This window comes from Symbiopectobacterium sp. (assembly GCF_051710365.1).
Classification (GTDB): Bacteria; Pseudomonadota; Gammaproteobacteria; order Enterobacterales; family Enterobacteriaceae; genus Symbiopectobacterium.
Genome location: NZ_JBPETA010000363.1, coordinates 1 through 1,259, shown reverse-complemented (window position 1 = coordinate 1,259; position 1,259 = coordinate 1). Strand labels below are relative to the sequence as shown.

At 52.7% G+C, this 1,259-nt stretch carries 2 pseudogenes; both read right to left on the bottom strand.

From position 1 onward, the window contains the following. Window positions 1-188 precede the first annotated feature (188 nt). Window positions 189-1,034 (bottom strand): annotated as a pseudogene (locus ACTBDZ_RS17910) (methyl-accepting chemotaxis protein); the annotation flags it as partial. Between the two features lie 57 nt (window positions 1,035-1,091). Further along, window positions 1,092-1,259: pseudogene (locus ACTBDZ_RS17905) on the bottom strand (IS5/IS1182 family transposase); the annotation flags it as partial.

Here is a 1,259-nt window from a genome sequence, read left to right as displayed (position 1 = left end):
TGGGATTGTTAGTATGAATCATGAGAGTTACCTCGTGTTTTGTATAAGGATTGGACACCCATATCAAAACCGGTAACTCTCAACCTTGCAAGGTCCAGTGTCAGATCAAGTCGCGACTAATACAAGTTATCACTGCAAGGGAAATTCCGGCCTGGCCCGGAATTTCCCTTTTACTCTTCAGCAACAACCTACAGCGACGCGTGTGTCAACAGTGCCGATGCTGACAATGTGGTCCCCGGCAACGGTTGTGCACGCCGCACTTTAAAGGTATCCATCGCCGAAATCAGCTGCCTTGACTGATCCTCCAGCGAACGGGTTGCCATCGTCGCTTCCTCTACCAGCGATGCATTTTGCTGTGCAACCACTTCCATCTGTGTGACCGCAATATTGACCTGATCGATACCGTGGCTCTGTTCCTGGGATGCCTGCGCGATTTCCTTCATCAACACATTAACGTTAATGATCTGCGTTGAAATGGCGGACATGGTTTCACTGGCCTGAGCCGTCAGGGTTGACCCTTCGCTGACGCGCGTGTTGGAGTCCACGATCAGCGCATGAATCTCTTTTGACGCTTGCGAGCTGCGTTGTGCCAGCGTTCTTACTTCGTTGGCCACTACCGCAAAATCACGCCCTTGTTCACCTGCACGCGCGGCTTCCACGGCAGCGTTCAACGCCAGTATGTTGGTTTGGAACGCAATACCGTCAATCACCCCGAGAATATTACCAATGCAGTTGGCGCTGGTCGCAATCTCCTGCATTTTCGCCATCACTTCCTGTACCACTTTGTTGCCCTGCTGCGCCGTTTGCGCCACATCTTCTGCCAACGCATGTCCCTGGCGTGCATTGTCCGCGTTGTTGCGCACCGTAGCCGTCAGTTGCTCCATACTGGCCGCGGTTTCCTGCAACGAAGCGGCAGACTCTTCGGTGCGGCGTGATAAATCTTCATTGCCTTGCGCCAGTTCACGGCTGCCTACATCTATCTGCTCGCTGGCTTCCCGCACACGCACCACAGACTCTGATAACGACTGCTGCATATCGGCTTTGTTGAATAAATCAGAACTTGTAACGACTGTGCCCCATCGGGTCGATTGTTACGTGATGCGAATACTGTTCGGCATTCCTAATAGCGTGATATAGCGTGATCCGGTTAAGCGCTTTGACCATCGCCATGGCTTCACCCACCTGAGCATCGTAGTCACGCAGACTTAGATGACCACCCAGAAGCGTTTTGAACCGGAACATGGCCGTTTCAGCCACTG